Source organism: Citrobacter sp. Cpo089 (genome assembly GCF_030332695.1).
In the GTDB taxonomy this organism is placed as follows: domain Bacteria; phylum Pseudomonadota; class Gammaproteobacteria; order Enterobacterales; family Enterobacteriaceae; genus Citrobacter; species Citrobacter portucalensis.
This window is the reverse complement of the sequence record NZ_JAOWHJ010000073.1, coordinates 147594-164049: the sequence shown is the minus strand read 5'-3', so window position 1 is coordinate 164049 and position 16456 is coordinate 147594. Positions and strand designations below refer to the sequence as shown.

The following is a 16456-nucleotide window of genomic DNA, read 5'->3' as shown; positions in this document are numbered from 1 at the left end:
TTGATACATTCCACATGTCTGACCACGCCACTACCACTGCTTCCTTTACGCTCGAGTCGCTTTATGGCGCACATCACGGCTGGTTGAAAAGCTGGCTGACGCGCAAACTCCAGTCCGCCTTTGATGCAGATGACATTGCCCAGGACACTTTTCTACGGGTAATGGGCAGCGACTCGCTCTCGACGATCCGCGATCCGCGCTCCTTTCTGTGCACTCTCGCCAAACGGGTGATGGTCGACCTGTTTCGCCGAAACGCGCTGGAAAAAGCCTATCTGGAGATGTTGGCGCTTATGCCGGAGGCGCTCGCGCCTTCCCCCGAGGAACGCGAGAGCCAGCTCGAAACCCTGCAACTCATCGACAGCATGCTTGACGGGCTGAACGGAAAAACACGAGAAGCGTTTCTGCTTTCGCAACTGGATGGTCTGACATACAGCGAGATCGCGCTGAAGCTCGGTATCTCCGTCAGCTCGGTGAAAAAGTATATGGCAAAGGCTATCGAACATTGTCTGCTGTTTCGTCTGGATCACGGCCTGTGAACGCTTCTATCACTGATTCTCGCCGCCAGGCATTGCGCTCGGCATCGCACTGGTATGCTGTATTGAGCGGCGAGCGTGTCAGCCCACAGCAAGAAGCGCGCTGGCAACAATGGTACGAAGAGGACAAAGATCATCAGTGGGCCTGGCAACAGGTTGAAAACCTGCGCAGCCAGCTCAGCCGCGTACCGGGCGATGTCGCCAGCCGGGCGCTGCACGATACGCGCCTTACCCGTCGCCATGTTATGAAAGGGCTACTGCTGCTACTTGGCGTAGGCGGCGGCTGGCAGCTCTGGCAATCTGAAGCCGGTGAAGGTCTGCGCGCGGATTACCGCACCGCCAAAGGCGCGGTCAGCCATCAGCGGCTGGAAGATGGCTCGCTGCTGACGCTCAACACACAAAGCGCCGCGGACGTTCGTTTTGATACGCGTCAACGCGCTGTCCATCTCTGGTACGGCGAAATTGCTATTACCACCGCAAAAGACGCGCAGCAGAGACCTTTCCGCGTTGTGACCCGCCAGGGCCAGCTCACCGCATTAGGCACAGAATTTACCGTCTACCAGCAGGACAACGTCACACGCGTTGTCGTTCAACAACACGCTGTTGAAGTCTTACTGGCAAATCGTCCGCAGGAAAAACGCATCGTCAGCGCTGGCGAGAGCCTGCAGTTTAGCGCGTCTGAATTTGGTGCAATAGCCTCAGCGGATGATGAAAGCGCCACCTGGACGCAGGGCATTCTGAGCTTCAGCGATAAACCTTTGGGTGAAGTGATTGCCACGCTGAGCCGTTATCGCAACGGCGTGCTGCGCTGCGATCCGGCTGTGGCCGGGTTACGCCTGAGTGGCACTTTCCCGCTGAAAAATACTGATGCAATCCTGGATGTTATTGCCAAGACTCTTCCAGTGAAAATTCAGTCAGTTACACGATACTGGGTAAATATTTCCGCATTGTAAGCAAAATAATTCTCATTTCTATTGTCCTTTTTCCCCTTCTCATTCGACTCATAGATGAACACAACAAAAATGATGATGGAGAAGGTATGACGCCTTTACGCGTTTTTCGCAAAACAACACCTTTGGTTAACGCCGTTCGCCTGAGCCTGCTACCGCTGGCCGGGCTGTCGTTATCCGCCTTCGCAGCGCAGGTTGATATTGCACCGGGTTCGCTCGACAAAGCCCTTAATCAGTATGCCGCGCTCAGCGGAATTACCCTGTCGGTTGACGCCAGCCTGACGCGCGGCAAACAGAGTAACGGTCTTCACGGTGACTACGACGTCGAAACCGGCCTGCAACACCTGCTGAACGGTAGTGGCCTGCAGGTGAAACCGCTGGGTAATAACAGCTGGACGCTGGAGCCCGCACCAACACCGCAAGAAGATGCCCTGACCGTGGTGGGCGACTGGCTGGGGGATGCGCGCGAAAACGACGTTTTCGAACATGCTGGCGCACGTGACGTTATCCGCCGTGAGGATTTCGCCAAAACCGGCGCAACATCCATGCGCGAGGTACTGAACCGCATTCCTGGCGTTACCGCCCCAGAAAACAACGGCACCGGTAGCCACGATCTGGCGATGAACTTTGGTATTCGCGGCCTGAATCCGCGCCTGGCCAGCCGTTCAACGGTGCTGATGGACGGTATTCCCGTACCGTTTGCTCCTTACGGCCAGCCGCAGCTTTCACTGGCGCCTGTCTCACTCGGAAATATGGACGCCATCGACGTGGTTCGCGGCGGTGGCGCGGTGCGTTACGGGCCACAAAGCGTGGGCGGGGTGGTGAACTTTGTTACCCGCGCTATTCCGCAAGACTTCGGCATGGAAGCCGGCGTGGAAGGCCAGCTCAGCCCAACATCTTCACAAAATAACCCAAAAGAAACGCACAACCTGATAGTGGGCGGCACGGCGGATAACGGTTTTGGTACCGCCCTGCTTTACTCCGGCACACGTGGAAGCGACTGGCGCGAACACAGCGCGACCCGCATCGACGACCTGATGCTGAAAAGCAAATATGCGCCAAACGAAGTGCATACCTTCAACAGCCTGTTGCAATACTACGACGGTGAAGCTGACATGCCCGGCGGCCTGTCTCGCGCGGATTACGACGCCGACCGCTGGCAATCCACGCGCCCTTACGATCGCTTCTGGGGGCGCCGCAAACTGGCGAGCCTCGGCTACCAGTTCCAGCCGGACAGCCAGCATAAATTCAATATTCAGGGCTTCTACACTGAAACTCTGCGCAGCGGCTACCTGGAACAGGGAAAACGCCTCACCCTTTCACCGCGTAACTACTGGGTACGCGGCATTGAACCACGCTACAGTCAGAGCTTTATGGTGGGTCCTTCTGCGCACGAAGTGGGCGTGGGATACCGCTATGTGAGCGAGTCGACGCATGAAATGCGTTACTACACGACCACCAGCAGCGGACAACTGCCGTCCAGCGCCAGCCCTTACGATCGCGACACTCGTTCCGGCACCGAAGCGCACGCCTGGTATCTGGATGACAAAATCGACATTGGCAACTGGACTATCACACCGGGTATGCGTTTTGAACATATCGAGTCATACCAGAACAACGCCATCAAAGGCTCACATGAGGAAGTAAGCTACAACGCCCCACTTCCGGCGCTAAACGTACTTTATCACCTGACTGATAGCTGGAATCTTTATGCAAACACTGAAGGCTCATTCGGCACCGTACAGTACAGCCAAATTGGCAAGGCTGTGCAAAGCGGCAATGTGGAACCGGAAAAAGCGCGAACCTGGGAGCTCGGAACCCGATACGACGATGGCGCGCTGACGGCGGAAATGGGGCTGTTCCTGATTAACTTTAATAATCAGTACGATTCCAACCAAACCAACGACACCGTTACCGCACGCGGTAAAACGCGCCATACCGGACTGGAAACTCAGACTCGCTATGATCTTGGCACATTGACGCCAATGCTCGACAACGTTTCAGTCTACGCAAGCTATGCGTATGTGAACGCTGAGATTCGCGAGAAAGGCGATACCTATGGCAATCAGGTGCCCTTCTCACCAAAACACAAAGGCACGTTGGGCGTGGACTATAAGCCGGGCAACTGGACCTTCAACCTAAATAGCGATTTCCAGTCCAGCCAGTTTGCGGATAACGCCAACACCGTTAAAGAGAGCGCTGACGGTAGTACCGGTCGCATCCCTGGCTTTATGCTCTGGGGCGCACGCGTAGCCTATGACTTCGGCCCGCAGATGGCAGACCTGAACCTGGCGTTCGGTGTGAAAAATATCTTCGACCAAGAGTATTTCACCCGCTCTTACGACGACAACAACAAAGGCATCTACGCAGGTCAGCCGCGCACGCTGTATATGCAGGGTTCGTTGAAGTTCTAAACCCCGTTTACCCGGCCTGCATGCTGTTTTGTAGGTCGGGCAAACGAAACGCCACCCGACGCAGGCAATTTACATGTTCACACCATTACGCACGCTATTCGCCGCTCTGCTGCTCACCGGCCATGCTTTTGCCGCCACGGTTCATGACGAACATGGCACCTTTACGCTTGATAAAACGCCACAGCGGATAGTGGTGCTGGAACTGTCGTTCGCGGACGCACTGGCTGCTGTCGATGTCAGTCCGGTCGGCATTGCCGACGATAACGATGCCATGCGTATTCTTCCAGAGGTTCGTACCCATCTGAAACCCTGGCAGTCTGTCGGCACGCGTGCGCAGCCGAGTTTAGAAGCCATCAGCGCGCTGAAACCGGATCTGATCATTGCCGACAGCAGCCGCCATGCGGGTATTTACAGCGCCTTACAGCAAATCGCACCGGTGCTGCTGCTCAAGTCCCGCAATGAAACCTACGCTGAAAATCTTCAGTCTGCGGCCATCATCGGTGAAATCGTGGGTAAAAAGGCACAGATGCAGTCACGCCTGGCGCAACACCAACAACAGATGTCAGAGTGGGCCAGCCAACTGCCAAAAGACACGATGGTGGTGTTTGGTACGTCCCGAGAGCAGCAGTTCAACCTGCACACGCAGGAGACCTGGACCGGGGGCGTCCTGACCTCTCTGGGGCTGACGGTGCCTGCGGCTATGGCGGGTTCGTCTATGCCTTCCATCGGTCTGGAACAGCTGCTGGCGCTCAATCCGGCATGGCTGCTGGTCGCGCACTATCGTGAAGAGAGCATCGTGAAACGCTGGCAACAAGACCCGCTGTGGCAGATGTTAACTGCGGCGCAGAAGCAGCAGACGGCGTCGGTCGACAGTAACGCCTGGGCGCGGATGCGCGGCATTTTCGCAGCCGAACGCATTGCCAGCGACACGGTAAAAATCTTTCACCACCAGCCTTTATCCGATGTGAAATGACAGTTTTCAAACATCCAGCGCTACAGTGGGGGCTTCCCCTTGTCGCGCTTATCGCTATCTTCTGGCTGAGTCTGTTTTGCTACTCGGCCATTCCTGTTTCTGGCGTTGATGCCATTCACGCCCTGCTGCCAGGCCATACGCCGACGCTTCCACAAGCGCTGGTGCAAAACCTTCGTTTGCCGAGAAGCCTGGTCGCCATTTTGATCGGCGCAAGCCTGGCTCTGGCGGGGACGCTGCTGCAGACCCTGACGCATAATGCAATGGCCTCCCCTTCACTACTCGGTATTAACAGTGGCGCAGCGCTGGCGATGGCGCTTACCAGCGCTATCAGCCCTGCGCCCGTTACGGGTTACTCCATCGCCTTTATCGCCGCCTGCGGTGGCGGCGTAAGCTGGCTGATGGTGATGACCGCAGGTGGTGGATTTCGCCACACCCAGGACAGAAACAAACTGATCCTCGCGGGCATCGCGTTCTCGGCTTTCTGCATGGCCCTTACCCGCATCACTCTGCTGCTGACGGAAGATCACGCCTACGGCATTTTTTACTGGCTTGCGGGAGGCGTATCCCACGCTCGTTGGCAGGAGTTCTGGCAGCTTTTCCCAATGGTAGTGGTTGCTGTACCGGTGGTATTGCTGCTGGCTAATCAACTGAACCTGCTTAACGTCAGTGACAGCACCGCCCGCACGCTGGGGGTGAATCTGCCGAAGCTCCGTTTGATCATCAATATTCTGGTGCTGCTTCTGGTCGGTACCTGCGTCAGCGTGGCAGGTCCGGTGGCGTTTATCGGTCTGCTGATGCCGCATCTGGCTCGCTTCTGGGTGGGATTCGATCAGCGCAAGGTCCTGCCGATGAGCATGCTTATGGGCGCCACACTGCTGCTGCTGGCTGATGTTATGGCCCGAGCGCTGGCCTTCCCTGGCGAATTGCCCGCGGGGGCAGTAGTGGCGCTGATTGGTGCACCCTGTTTTGTCTGGCTGGTCAGGAGGCGTGGATGAAAATTGCGTTCGTCATTTTCATCGCCCTCGCGCTGGCAGGACTTTCGGCTTTGTCACTACAAATGGGGGTGATCGCCATTCCCTGGCGTGCTCTGCTGAGCGACTGGCAGACCGGGCGCGAATATCATTACGTATTAACGGCGTACCGCCTGCCGCGACTGCTACTGGCGCTGCTTGTCGGTGCAGCCCTCGCGGTGGCAGGCGTGCTGGTGCAAGGGATCGTGCGTAACCCTTTGGCATCACCGGATATCCTCGGCGTAAACCATGCCGCCAGTCTTGCCTCTATAGGCGCACTGCTTCTTTTACCGTCACTACCGGTGATTGCTCTGCCGCTGCTGGCCTTTGCCGGTGGCATGGCGGGCCTGATCCTGCTGAGAATACTGGCGAACACCAGCCAGCCGATGAAGCTGGCGCTCACGGGTGTTGCGCTCTCTGCCTGCTGGGCCAGCCTGACGGATTATCTGATGCTCTCGCACCCGCAGGATGTGAACAGCGCCCTGCTGTGGCTGACCGGCAGCTTATGGGGCCGTGACTGGAGCTTTGTGAAAATAGCCGCCCCACTGCTGATTTTGTTTCTGCCGCTGAGTCTGCGTTTTTGCCGCGATCTCGACCTCCTGGCATTGGGCGATGCGCGCGCCGCCACGCTCGGTGTGTCGGTGCCGCGTATTCGGATCCAGGCTTTGCTACTGGCCGTAGCCATGACATCGACCGGCGTGGCCGTCTGCGGCCCAATTAGCTTTATTGGTCTTGTGGTGCCGCACATGGTGCGCAGCATTACCGGTGGACGTCACCGCTGGCTGCTGCCCGTTTCAGCCATGACAGGTGCGTTGCTGCTGGTGGTTGCCGACCTGCTGGCGCGAATTATTCATCCTCCGCTGGAGCTTCCGGCTGGCGTGCTGACCGCCATTATCGGTGCACCATGGTTTGTCTGGCTGCTTGTGAGAATGCGATAAATGACATTACGAACTGAAAATCTGACGGTCTGTTACGGAACAAACAAGGTGCTTGATGGCGTTTCACTCGCCCTACCAGCGGGGAAGACAACTGCCCTGCTCGGCCCTAACGGCTGCGGGAAGTCAACGTTGTTAAACTGTTTTTCACGACTGTTAACACCGCAGTCCGGTGGCGTATTTCTCGGCGATAGTGCCATCAATACGCTCTCATCACGCCAGCTAGCCCGCAGGCTGGCGCTGCTGCCCCAGCACCATTTAACTCCCGAGGGGATCACCGTCCAGGAGCTTGTTTCGTACGGTCGCAACCCGTGGTTGTCACTCTGGGGGCGTCTCTCCGTTGAAGACAATACGCGGGTCCATGATGCTATGAGCCAGACGCGGATCCAACATCTTGCCGAACGACGGTTAACTGATCTTTCTGGCGGTCAGCGACAGCGCGCATTTCTGGCGATGGTCCTGGCGCAGGATACGCCCGTTGTACTACTCGATGAGCCAACCACCTATCTCGATATCAATCACCAGGTGGAACTGATGCGGCTAATGGGGGAACTCCGGGCTCAGGGGAAAACGGTAGTCGCCGTGCTGCACGACCTTAATCAGGCCAGCCGGTACTGCGACCATCTGGTGGTCATGGCGAACGGACATGTTATGGCGCAAGGCACACCAGAAGTGGTGATGAACCCTGGATTGCTGAGAACCGTATTCAGCGTGGATACGGAGATACACCCCGAACCGGTATCTGGCAGGCCGATGTGTGTAGTGAGGTAGATGATACAGTCTGTAATGGTACCATGGCTTCAACAGGTCGCCGGTTATATCACTCGTGCTACGATGACTTCACTCCGCCCAGGTAACATTTCAACGGTTCTGGGCTGGATCATGTTGCAGCGTTCTGTCATCAACCATCATGCGTTTAGAACCAGTCAAAACCATATGAATCATCGGTTCATAAACCGCAGACAACGGTGTTCAGGGATTACTCTCTGCACCATAGCAACCCGTGAAATGCAGTTTACCGAGTGATAACACGTCGCTGTATGCACAGCAACAAAGGCAGGATTAAGTAAAACGCGAAGAGGATGACGAAACGGGGAGACACGCTAATTCATCTTTCCGCTTAATATTAACGGGCGCTGGGTTGTTCCATACCGACGTCCGCGGTGTGCCAACAGCGGACGTTCATGATTTAAATATTATCTAATGGCTTTCTGGCCTAACTGGTATAACAGGTAGGCCCTGTCCATTCGAAAGATCAAGGAAACTAAATTGTTCCATCAGAGCTTCGAGAGATGCTCGTTCTTTTCCAGTTAGCGTCTGAAGGGGGAATGGCAGACAGGGGGCCTGAACGATTCCCTTAATCTCGGCGACACTGGCAATAACCCGGAGGCTGCCGTGGCGGCGGTAGAACGTCCACAATGGCTCAAGTGCTATGTTCATCTGTCTGGTCTCCGAGTCATCCCCGCGTAAAGCGGTACGGGTAAGATCCAGCGTATAATGTGGGAACAACCCGCCTAGTACCGAGTACCAGGTATCACAACCAGCTAACAAGCCAGCAATCGCCTGAGCATCGCCACTTATTCCTAGCGTCACCCCCTTTGCCATCTGGCTTTTCAGATGCTGAACACGCTGACCAGCCTGAATCGGATCGGCAGGAAATTCCCCGAGTTTGATGGAGCCTATGTTGTCAAGGTGCGACAGAGCTATCAGCAGGTCATCGCTGAAATTGAATCCAGTGGTTGCCGCGTTATCATAAATGCAAAGCGGGACCGATAACTCTGCTGTCACCCGCTGATATAGACGGAAAACCTCCGCATCGGTAAGTGGCTGATAGGTTACGGGGGCAAGCAACACTCCACTGACACCTGCCCGCTGTGCGTCTTCCGCCAGACTCATAACATCCTCGGTACGAACAGATCCAATGCTTGTTATTACCGGGATATCCCCTGCTGCACTAACGGCAAGCTTTGTCGCAGCGAAACGTTGTTCGCGGGTCAGATAAGCATAGCTCCCAGTAGATCCCAGAGCGCCAATTGAATCAACTCCGGCGTCAGCCAGATTTTCAATCAGAGATGTGAATCGGCTTTCATCGATATCGCCGTTATCCAGGGGGGTCAGCGGAAATGCACTCAGGCCAGTAAACATAGTGGTTCCTTATTCAAAAAGAGTCTGGTCTGCCAGCGCTTAGCAGACAAAAGATTACCGGGAAACTTTACGGGTGCCCATAACGCAGAGGATTACACCCAGCGTAATGAACACCATGAGGGGGCTAATGGCCTCATGCAGAAGCGTGGCTGACAGACCAAGCCCGAAGAACGGTTGAAGAAGTTGTAGCTGGACAACGGCAGCAATTCCCCCAGTTGCGAGCTTCTTGTACCAGAAAATAAAGTCAATCAGCATGCGGAACAGGGAGACATAACTCTGTGAGACCCAGGCAGATACGTCACTCCCGGTAAACGAGTGATACGCGACGGTTTTATGGCAACAATTGACCCTGTGATAGACCTTTATAACGCAGTGAGTCTCCGCTATGCAATTCCTGATGGTAATGAAAATCTGGAAGCCTATTGTGGTTCACCACGACTCATTGTTGCCGATGGCTGTGAACCGTTTGACACCTGAAAGAGGGTCAACCATACGTGGAGAGCTCCGAGGCTTGGGGAGGTAATCTGGTGTGACGACACGGGCGTCACCTGTCATCGCTGGAACTGGCGACAGGGCGTAAGAACTAGCAAATGTGGCTTCCTGGAAAGCCAGCCGGAAATGCCACTTGAAGCCCTGTATAAGGCCGGAAAATGCTGCCAAACGGACTGGAAGCCATGATGCCGAGATTGAAGTCTGAAGTTAGGTTAATTGAGGCGTCTCAAACCAACTGATAAATTTTAATCCGGCATTATGAGTGCTGGAATTACCACGAAAGAGTCCGCTCCTCGCTCAAAGCAGACCTTCTAGTCCAGCACGCCTGTCTGCTCCCTGCCAGGAGCGGACATACGTAACTTATGATACGCGTCGTCAATCATTCGCCTCATACATCAACGCGGAAACGCTTTAAGTATGTAATCCCGGACATAGGCGGTTCGGCTGTTATTAGCCGTCCTTTTGTTCCAGACCAGATAAAGATGATTAGTCGGGGCGAGATCTGCAGGTGTAACTGAAATCAGACGCCCGCTTTTCAGGTCATTTTCACAGTGATAATCCGGTAACACCGTCCATCCATGTCCGTCGCAGACCAGGTCGCGGATAATACGTAAATCCGGAATGGTAAACGCAGCCTGTATCTCAGGAGCTCTCTGAAACATTGTGGCCCAGAGCGCTCTAATCAGCGGCAACTCTTCGTCATAAGCAATCAGCGGTAATGAGGCAAGCGTTTCAGCACCAGGTTTTGATCCGATGACCTCTGACATGGCAGGAGCATGAACAAGAAGCATGCGTTCAGTCAGAAGATGTGCATAGCCGTACAGACGGTCATCAGGCATGGAGGCGGTAACAGCGAGATCGGCGCTCCCGTCATGCAAAAGGGAATAAATACGTTGCTTATTGCCGGTATGAAAGCGTAGGCGATACCCCTCCTTCATCAATGGAGCCATTACAGCCCCAAGCCGGGAATGAATAAAATCCGGAGGTCCTGCCAGATTAATTGTTCCCCCACGCACAGGGCCTGACCGGAAAGACGATAGTTTTTCTTCCAGACCATCAATGAAGGGTGAAACGGAGCGAGCAAGCTCATCCGCAGCTTCGGTTGCCGTCACGCCTCTGGCCTGCCTGATGAACAGACGCTTACCAACCAGAGTCTCAAGAGACTGGATATGCTGTGACGCCGCGGGCTGAGTGATGCCCGGTAGCTCTGCCGCCTTTGAAAAGGAGCCAGAGCGATAGGCCTCAAGAAACGTTCGCAGGTGGCTCAGATGGCTCATAGTGAAGCGCCTCGCTGATGAAGTTTATCGTTACAGGGAGCCTCATACAGAGCAAGGGCTAGTTCACTCACGTAATTATCCCGTATTCCCAACGCACCCAGAGTGGCCTGCAGTTTCCATACATAATCTGCATTCGTGCCAATGTCTCCACGGGCAGATGCGATGCTCGACGCCACGGTCGCAGTAAGATTGTCCTGTTCATAATGCGGATGCAATCTGTCTGATACGAAAGCTAGCGCCTGAATTTCCTCACCGTTTCCGAGCGAAATTTCTACCCAGACCGGACGGTATAGGCCGGTAATCATCTCTCGCGTCCAGACCATTTCCAGCTCATGTATCAGGGTCGATTCCGGCAGTCTGAACGCCATACCGTCGGTTATTCCGCCCTCGTCAAGAGATAACATTCTGCCGGGGATATCAGGGGTGGCTCGTCCGGATATCAGCCGGATACAGAAACTGCGCTGCCATCCTTTCAGACGGGCCCGTTGCATTTCTTCAATCGCCAGCACGGGATTCCACATCAATGACCCGTAGGCAAATATCCACACAGGAGCGCCCATCGGGCGCTCCTCCAGAGTGGAGTACATTGATGCCCGTATTTTTTCAGCGTCCCAGCGCATGTGTGCCGGGAGCAGCGTTTCATGCGCTCTGACAAATGCGCCATTGAGCATATTTTCACGGGTAAGCATATTAACTCCCTTTCCTGGCACAGGATTTAAGCCTGCTGAAATTTACTGCTGTGACGGCGACGGATTTGTGCAAGCAGCAACAGTAGGCCGAGCAGAGAAACAATCGCACCGCTGATACCGGTATACACAATACCGGCGTGTGTGATGGTAAGACCGCCCAGTACCGAACCCAGCGCGATACCGGAGTTGAAGCCCGCGATATTCAGGCCGGCAGCAACGCCATGCGCATGAGGAGCATGCTGCTCAGCAACACCAATCAGACGGGCCTGCAGTGCCGGCACTGCGGCAAATGTCAGCATACCCAGCAGCGCAACCAGAATACCCATGCTCGCTGGTGAGGAAGCCAGCAGCCACATACCCAGCACGACAATAACAATGCCGCTAATAATGAGTATATTGGCACGATTCACCCCCATGCTGTCGGTGAGTTTTCCACCCAGAATGTTGCCTACCGCAGCGGTAATACCATAAACCAGCATAAACAGACTCACCGTTGCTCCGGTTACGCCTGTCACCTGCGTCAGAATAGGTGCGATAAAGGTGTAAGCCGTAAACGAGCCTGCATACGCCAGCACCGTAACCAGCGCGCCGACCAGCAACTTACGGTTAAACAGCATGCTAATATTCTGCATTGCTGAGCCACTATGTTCACCGGGCACGCTGCGTACGGGGTCTTTCATACCGAACAACAGTCCAAGGAATCCGAACGCGCCGAAAGCGGCAATAGCGCCGAGAACTGGACGCCATGAGACCACGCCTCCCAGCCATGTACTTAGCGGCACGCCGATTGCCATCGCCAGAGTAAAGCCACCAAATACCACAGCCACCGCTCTGCCTGCTTTACCTGGTCCAGCCAGACGAGCAGCGGTACTGGATGCCGCAGCCAGAAACAGGCCGTGTCCCAGACCAGCAATGAACCGCGCCAACAGTAGCTGAGGTAATGTGGCGGCAAACGCGGCCGCCAGACTACCGGCGGTAAACACAACGGCGGTGGTAAGCATCACATTCTTACGGTTCCAGCTTGCGGTCAGCGCAGACAGTACGGGTGCCGCGAACGTTGCCCCCAGCGCATAGGTCGTAACCGCTGCACCGGTCTGCTCCACACCCACCCCCAACCCCTGAGCCATGACGTCGGTCAGTCCAATAGGGACAAATTCCGCGAGTCCGAGCGCAAAGGCACTGATAGTGAACACATAAATAACAAATGGCATGACTGCCTCCTGATTTCAGTAAGGAGTGCAGTCTGAGTTAGAAAAGCAGATAAATAAAATAATGTAAATTTCATGTGGAATAAAATTATTTATACCTAAGGCAAAGATATAATGTCTCCACAGCACACAGAAATTTTCTGTCTTCAGGGAAGGGGCTTCGAAAGCTCAGACGCAAAATTTCTGCGGCCCCGTTAAGAGTCAGTTGGCCGGGTTTAGTCTGCTCTTCGCTCACAGCGGACCTTCAGCTCAGTCAACAACGTCCGCTCCGTGCCAGGAACGGAAGTTGCCAAGAGCATTATCCATGCCTGGATGATGAGGAACAGAGAGGGCAGACTTATAAGACCAATACTAACCACCGTCATCGGTTTTTTATTTAAGGCCATCTGTCATTCATAACCTGAAAAGAGGGAAAGGGTCTGGTTGCTGTTTAAGCTGTTCGGCAATTCCCCTGAGCGTTAACAGAGCTTGAGTTAGCTGGTCAAACTCTGTTCCTCCGATACACAAACGGATCCCGGACTGATCCGACTGTTCACTCACTTCAGTAGACGCCGGTGCCGTCACTTTAATACCTGCCGCCAGCGCGGCTTTGTAGAACGACTGCGCTTCTTCTCGTGAAAACGGCATCCAGATATGAAAGCTGGGCTGTCCTGAACGGTAGACATGCGCCCCCAGAATGTCTGTCGCAAGTTCGTAGCGACGCTTCGTTTCTTGTTCAATGGCCAGTGTGACAGTTTCTGCCGTTCCATCGATCAACCATTGCTCCATGATGGCGCTGCTTAAGGGGGAGACCATCATCGCCGTGGCTCTTAGCATGGATTCCGCGCGTGAATATAACGCCTCCGGTACCAGCAGCCCACCAATCCGCAGTGCCGGATTTAGAATTTTAGATAAGCTGTTAACGTACAAAGTGATATCAGGGGCTAATCTGGCTATTTGCGGCAATCCGGCATCACGTCCCAGTCGGTACACGTCATCCTCAATGATCGTTATTCCTCTCTCCCGACAAACCCGGATCAGTTCCAGACGGCGGGCAAGGCTCATGATGCGCGTCGAAGGGCTTTGTAGCAGTGGCGTGACATACACCGCACCGCCTTTTTCTGCATGTTCATCCAGACTGCGTTCCAGAGCGGATACGTCCATGCCTTCGTCATCCATAGGGATCCCCACTAGCGTGAGCTTGAGTAACCGTGAAAGCTGGATCAGACCTGAATAGGTTTGGGCCTCCACGTACAGTCGGCCAAAGGGTTCGCAGACGGTCGAGAGTGCCACAGAAAGCGCGTGTTGAGCACCGTTGGTTAAAATGAGTTGTTGATAATCTGCCGGGATCCCCAACCCGTTAAACCACTGTGCAAGCAATCGCCGATGCTCGTCATGTCCTGCGGCCGGAGCGTAAGTATTAAACATATCCATGTCAGGTCGACGGGCGATGGTAGTTAACGTAGTGCTCAGTGAGCGGGAAGTTAATGCTGCTGGAGGCGTGTTCTGTGACAGGTCGATAAATGTTCTGTTCCGTGAATTGGCCAGGGCAACGAACATGCCGCTACCCTTAACGCTTCTGACGAGTCCGCGTTTCTCCAGGATACCGTACGCTTTGGTTACTGTACCCAGCGCGATGCCTAGTGTATCCGCTAAATTACGGTGTGCCGGTAAGCGCGCGCCGTGGCTCAGTAAGCCCGAAAGGATATCTTCTGACAACGCCTGTACCAACTGGTCAGTGGGAGATGTGCTGTTTTGTGCAAGTCTGGGCTGCCATGGGGAGCGTTCACGCATAAAATCACCAAAAGTGTAATGTGACACTATTTATATTTACTCATAGTGTCACATAATTTATTCTGACGCCAGGTTTTGAAATGTTGAAATGAGCCAAAAGAATGAGTGAACAGCAAGTTGATGTAAGGACTGACATTCCCTTTCAGGATGAGGCTGGCAGTACGGCAAAAGAGTTTCGTCGCGGCCTGAAAGATGGCCTGCCAGTCCTGCTGGGTGTGGTCCCCTTTGCTCTGGTGCTGGGCGCTCAGGCAAGCCAAAAGGGACTCAATAGTCTGGAAGTCCCGCTGATGACAGGACTGAATTTTGCGGGAGGATCGGAGTTTGCTGCGATACAAATCTGGACATCTCCACCCTCTTTTCTACTGATTATGGCGGTGACACTGTTGGTTAACAGTCGCCATATTTTAATGGGCGCAACGCTGGTCCCGCTGCTTTCTCGCTTTCCGAAACGAAAAGTCTTACCGGCGCTTTTTTTAATGACGGATGAGAGTTGGGCGTTGAGTTATAATGACGCACACAGCAAAAAATATAAAAACACAGTGTATTTTAGCATGCCCTATTATCTGGGCGTTTCGTTGTCTTTTTATTCGATGTGGGTTTTCTGCACCACCGTCGGGGCGTTAATTGGCCCAGTACTCGGCGACGTTCATCAGTATGGTTTTGATATGGCCTTCCCGGCTGTCTTTCTTGTATTGGTCAGAGGTATGTGGAATGGCTGGCGAAAAGCCGTGCCATGGATAATCAGTTTGCTCGTCTCAGTTGCGGTGTGCCATTTTGTTTCCGGCCTTTGGTATGTCATTGCCGGTCCACTGGCAGGGCTAATGACGGCTGCCTTAATGGGAGGTGATGATGCTTAATTATCAGACCGTTATTGCTATTGTACTGATGGCATTGACCACCTATGCAACCCGTGTAACAGCCTACCTGATATTACACAACAGGGTTCTCACCCCGAGGGCGATGGTGGTGCTGAAATCCTCACCAGGCTGCGTCATGCTGGCATTTATCGCTCCTTTTTTTGCATCCGGAGCACCTGCCGACCTGATCGCGTTAGGCATAACGTTATTTATCGCAATGCGATTTTCAATGCCTATAACGGTAATCAGTGGCGTTTTAGCTGCGTTTATATTACGTCATTATTTTGGGTGAAGTTTCTGATTAATTAATTTGCAAAGATGTCAAAAACATTATTAGACTTCATTTTCCTCTGAGGGGATTAATCGTGTCGATACCAATCAAGAAAGAGCGCCTGACTGTTATTTTAACTACTATATTTATAACGATTTTATTTCTTCTGGATATTATATTTACGCTAACTCAAAAATAAATACTCTTTCCTTCCTGAATGATTAGGGTTTTATGGACGCTCTTATTTGCATTACAGCATATCTGGCATGGAGTGAGCGTCAGCTTCTCGCTCACAGCGGACCTTCAGCTCAGTCAGCAATGTCCGCTCCGTGCTGTGAGTTCAACGGGTCGATGCAACGCTAATGAGAGCCAGACTTATGAACTACTTTATTCGACCAGCTACCCCTGACGATATCAACAAAATCATCGAATTCACCACTCAGGAAGCACAAGAATCTGAAGGTTCAGTGATTGACCTTGTTGCTATGGAGCGTGGCGTTTCCTCGGCGTTTTGTGAAAACCCACGTTCAAAATATTGGGTCATGGAAGATTCTTCAGGAACAGTGATCGCCAATACCTCTGTCGTAAAAGAATGGAGTGATGTTCATGGAAATGACTACTGGTGGATCCAAAGCTTTTATATCGCCCCGGAGTATCGTGGGATGGGATTAGCTGATGAGCTCATCAAACATCTTACAAAAGAAGCTAAATCAGAAAAGGCACTGGAGCTTCGCTTATAAGTCCACGGAGATAACGGGCGTGCGATTCGTGCTTATGAGCGATGTGGTTTCACCGAATCTCCGTATACCATTATGAAAGTGGGTTTATAACTTCCCCAAATACAGCGCTCCTAATGCTCCGCCTGAAATCAGAACACTCCTGACAGGCCACGATTCCACCAGGTTCAGATTTCTCATTCATCTTATTTT

General features: G+C 53.5%; 16 protein-coding genes and 2 pseudogenes. 11 read left to right on the top strand and 7 right to left on the bottom strand.

Translation table 11 applies throughout. The features are described 5' to 3' along the window. The first annotated feature begins 14 nt into the window (after nt 1-14). The 7 genes from fecI (at nt 15) to fecE (ending at nt 7586) form a co-directional block, all read left to right on the top strand. On the top strand, nt 15-536 hold the full coding sequence (gene fecI / locus OGX92_RS20620; RefSeq protein WP_003832221.1) for a ferric citrate uptake sigma factor FecI: 522 nt from the start codon (nt 15-17) through the stop codon (nt 534-536). After that, the gene (gene fecR / locus OGX92_RS20615; RefSeq protein WP_128317709.1) at nt 533-1486 is read left to right on the top strand and encodes a ferric citrate uptake sigma factor regulator FecR; all 954 of its coding nucleotides are present in this window, start codon (nt 533-535) and stop codon (nt 1484-1486) included. Before fecI ends, fecR begins: the two co-directional genes overlap by 4 nt. An 86-nt stretch (nt 1487-1572) precedes the next feature. Then, nucleotides 1573-3897, top strand: coding sequence for a TonB-dependent Fe(3+) dicitrate receptor FecA (fecA, locus tag OGX92_RS20610; RefSeq protein ID WP_286587009.1), 2325 nt, complete (start codon nt 1573-1575; stop codon nt 3895-3897). 73 nt (nt 3898-3970) lie between these two features. Next, entirely contained in the window at nt 3971-4870 is a 900-nt protein-coding gene (locus OGX92_RS20605; RefSeq protein ID WP_003832216.1) for a Fe(3+) dicitrate ABC transporter substrate-binding protein FecB, read from the top strand. Beyond that, a complete protein-coding gene (gene fecC, locus OGX92_RS20600; RefSeq protein ID WP_240389265.1) occupies nt 4867-5865 on the top strand; it encodes an iron-dicitrate ABC transporter permease FecC in 999 nt (332 codons plus the stop codon). The genes OGX92_RS20605 and fecC overlap by 4 nt, the downstream gene beginning before the upstream one ends. Continuing rightward, the gene (fecD, locus tag OGX92_RS20595; RefSeq protein WP_240389264.1) at nt 5862-6818 is read left to right on the top strand and encodes a Fe(3+) dicitrate ABC transporter permease subunit FecD; all 957 of its coding nucleotides are present in this window, start codon (nt 5862-5864) and stop codon (nt 6816-6818) included. The genes fecC and fecD overlap by 4 nt, the downstream gene beginning before the upstream one ends. Beyond that, nucleotides 6819-7586: a Fe(3+) dicitrate ABC transporter ATP-binding protein FecE gene (gene fecE / locus OGX92_RS20590; protein WP_003832212.1), complete on the top strand. Its 768-nt coding sequence runs from the start codon at nt 6819-6821 to the stop codon at nt 7584-7586. A gap of 90 nt (nt 7587-7676) precedes the next feature. Here the strand turns inward: fecE and OGX92_RS20585 are convergent, their stop codons facing one another. The 3 genes and pseudogenes from OGX92_RS20585 to OGX92_RS20575 all read right to left on the bottom strand — a co-directional run. Further along, nucleotides 7677-7751 (bottom strand): AraC family transcriptional regulator, encoded by a 75-nt coding sequence (locus OGX92_RS20585; RefSeq protein WP_231133698.1) that lies wholly within the window; start codon nt 7749-7751, stop codon nt 7677-7679. A gap of 264 nt (nt 7752-8015) precedes the next feature. Beyond that, nucleotides 8016-8960, bottom strand: a complete 945-nt coding sequence (locus OGX92_RS20580; RefSeq protein WP_191221599.1) for a dihydrodipicolinate synthase family protein — start codon at nt 8958-8960, stop codon at nt 8016-8018. Nucleotides 8961-9014: 54 nt separating this feature from the next. After that, nucleotides 9015-9257, bottom strand: a pseudogene (locus OGX92_RS20575) (EamA family transporter); the annotation flags it as partial. A gap of 12 nt (nt 9258-9269) precedes the next feature. Here OGX92_RS20575 and OGX92_RS20570 point away from each other — a divergent pair. Further along, nucleotides 9270-9691 (top strand): annotated as a pseudogene (locus tag OGX92_RS20570) (B3/B4 domain-containing protein); the annotation flags it as partial. Nucleotides 9692-9847: 156 nt separating this feature from the next. Here the strand turns inward: OGX92_RS20570 and OGX92_RS20565 are convergent. From OGX92_RS20565 to OGX92_RS20550, 4 genes are all read right to left on the bottom strand, one after another. After that, nucleotides 9848-10729 (bottom strand): LysR family transcriptional regulator, encoded by an 882-nt coding sequence (locus OGX92_RS20565; RefSeq protein WP_286587008.1) that lies wholly within the window; start codon nt 10727-10729, stop codon nt 9848-9850. Continuing rightward, nucleotides 10726-11418: a gamma-glutamylcyclotransferase gene (locus OGX92_RS20560; RefSeq protein ID WP_240389263.1), complete on the bottom strand. Its 693-nt coding sequence runs from the start codon at nt 11416-11418 to the stop codon at nt 10726-10728. Before OGX92_RS20560 ends, OGX92_RS20565 begins: the two co-directional genes overlap by 4 nt. Before the next feature lie 26 nt (nt 11419-11444). Further along, complete coding sequence (locus OGX92_RS20555; RefSeq protein WP_191221602.1) at nt 11445-12629, bottom strand: MFS transporter; 1185 nt, start codon at nt 12627-12629, stop codon at nt 11445-11447. A gap of 390 nt (nt 12630-13019) precedes the next feature. Beyond that, nucleotides 13020-14399, bottom strand: coding sequence for an aminotransferase-like domain-containing protein (locus OGX92_RS20550; RefSeq protein WP_240389262.1), 1380 nt, complete (start codon nt 14397-14399; stop codon nt 13020-13022). A gap of 101 nt (nt 14400-14500) precedes the next feature. On the opposite strand from OGX92_RS20550, the gene OGX92_RS20545 reads away from it, so the two are divergent. From OGX92_RS20545 to OGX92_RS20535, 3 genes are all read left to right on the top strand, one after another. Continuing rightward, nucleotides 14501-15256, top strand: a complete 756-nt coding sequence (locus OGX92_RS20545) for an AzlC family ABC transporter permease (protein ID WP_223116431.1) — start codon at nt 14501-14503, stop codon at nt 15254-15256. Further along, the gene (locus OGX92_RS20540) at nt 15246-15548 is read left to right on the top strand and encodes an AzlD family protein (protein WP_226804163.1); all 303 of its coding nucleotides are present in this window, start codon (nt 15246-15248) and stop codon (nt 15546-15548) included. Before OGX92_RS20545 ends, OGX92_RS20540 begins: the two co-directional genes overlap by 11 nt. A 356-nt stretch (nt 15549-15904) precedes the next feature. Further along, a complete protein-coding gene (locus tag OGX92_RS20535) occupies nt 15905-16267 on the top strand; it encodes a GNAT family N-acetyltransferase (protein ID WP_003832200.1) in 363 nt (120 codons plus the stop codon). Nucleotides 16268-16456: the final 189 nt, after the last annotated feature.